This window comes from Thermoleptolyngbya sp. M55_K2018_002 (assembly GCF_015295965.1).
In the GTDB taxonomy this organism is placed as follows: domain Bacteria; phylum Cyanobacteriota; class Cyanobacteriia; order Elainellales; family Elainellaceae; genus Thermoleptolyngbya; species Thermoleptolyngbya sichuanensis.
In genome coordinates, this window is record NZ_DVEA01000306.1 from 1 (window position 1) to 1,972 (window position 1,972).

At 61.3% G+C, this 1,972-nt stretch carries 1 protein-coding gene; it reads left to right on the forward strand.

The window, feature by feature from the left end; all coding sequences use genetic code 11:
• Window positions 1–133: 133 nt before the first annotated feature.
• Window positions 134–1,972 (forward strand): GH116 family glycosyl-hydrolase (locus tag IGS51_RS15640; RefSeq protein ID WP_297079606.1); only part of this gene is annotated, 1,839 nt, incomplete at its 3' end.

Genomic DNA, 1,972 nt, shown 5'->3' on the forward strand with positions numbered 1-1,972 from the left:
GTTTGCTCATGGCAGGACTGGAGGATGCGCGATGCTGCTTACAGGATAGCGAAGTCGGAGCGATCGCCCAAAATCGCCCTGACCCCGATCGCCCTGACCCCGATCGTCCCGACCGCAGGTGTAGAATCGGGAAATGAAAAATTTCCCCGGTTCCCCCAACATCCCTGCTGCTGCCTGGACGCGCCCCATTGGGCAAGGCTGGGACAAGCCCTATACCGTCCGCTATGCCAGCAACCTAGACGACGGCCCCTGGCACGGGATGCCGCTGGGGGGCTTTGGGGCGGGTTGCATTGGGCGATCGCACCGGGGCGACTTTAACCTGTGGCACATCGACGGCGGCGAACACCTGTTTCAAACCATGCCTGCCTGTCAGTTCAGCGTGTTCGAGCAGTCGGCTCAGGGCACTCAGGCTTATGCGCTCGTGACGGCAGACGGCGACAGCGAACTGCATCCCTCAGCTTTTGTGCCGCTGCCCAAACACTCCGGCACTTACCACGCCCTGTATCCGCGCAGTTGGTTTAGCTATGAAAACGGATTTCAGGCAAAGCTGACGTGCGAACAGTTTTCACCGATCTGGGCGAATAATTACCAGGAAACGAGCTATCCCGTGGCGGTGTTTGTGTGGACGGCGCACAACCCCACCGATGCGCCGATCACGCTGAGCCTGATGCTGACTTGGGAAAACATGACGGGCTGGTTTACCAACGCGCTAAAGTCGCCTGACGTGAAGGTGCGCGACGACGGCAGCCCGGTTTATGAATATCAGCCGTGCCTGGGCGAAAGCGAGGGCAACTTTAACCAGTGGCGCACCGAAGGCGACTACGCGGGCTGCATTTTGGGTCATTTGCTAGACGCTGCGCCTGCCGAAGGCGACGGACAATGGGCGATCGCGTTCCAAACCTCCCAAGTCGAGGCATTTTATCATACTCGCTGGAACCCGACGGGCGATGGCGGCGACCTGTGGAGCCATTTTGCGAAAGACGGCTCCTTGCCCAATGTGAATGACGAAACGCCCGCAGCCGCTGGGGAACGAGTGGCAGCGGCGATCGCCCTCCGGGTTACCCTGGCTCCGGGCGAAACGCGGGAGATGCCGATGGCGCTGGCGTGGGATTTTCCAGTGACGGAGTTTGCCGAGGGCGTAACTTATCTGCGACGCTACACCGACTTCTTTGGCGCAACGGGGCAAAACGCCTGGGCGATCGCCCGCACCGCGCTGGCGCAGTATCGCACCTGGCAAGCGCAGATTTGGCAGTGGCAGCAGCCGATTCTCGACCGGGGCGACCTGCCCGACTGGTTCAAGATGGCCCTGTTTAACGAACTCTACGCCCTGACGGACGGGGCGACGCTGTGGAGTGCAGCGACGGAGCGCGATCCGGTCGGCCAGTTTGCCGTCGTGGAATGCCTGGACTACCGCTGGTACGAAAGCCTGGATGTGCGGCTCTACGGCTCCTTTGCGCTGCTGATGCTGTTTCCAGAACTGGATAAGGCCGTGCTGCGAGCCTTTGCCCGCGCTATTCCGGCCGCAGACCCCACGCTTCGCAAAATCGGCTACTACGCTACTCAGGGAACGGAAAGTCCGCTGGTTCCCCGCAAGCTGGCCGGAGCCACCCCCCACGACCTCGGCGCACCCAACGAACACCCCTGGGAAAAGACCAACTACACCAGCTATCAAGACTGCAACCTCTGGAAAGACCTGGGAGCCGATTTTGTCCTCCAGGTTTATCGAGATTTTGTGCTGACGGGCAGCACCGATACGCAGTTTCTTGAAGACTGCTGGCCCGCCGTCGTGGCCACCCTGGACTACCTGAAAACCTTCGACCTAGATCACGACGGCATTCCCGAAAACTCCGGCGCACCCGACCAGACCTTCGACGATTGGCGCTTGCAAGGCATCAGCGCCTACTGCGGCGGGCTGTGGATTGCGGCGCTGGAAGGGGCGGATGCAGTGGCGCATGGGGCGACGGGCAAGGGC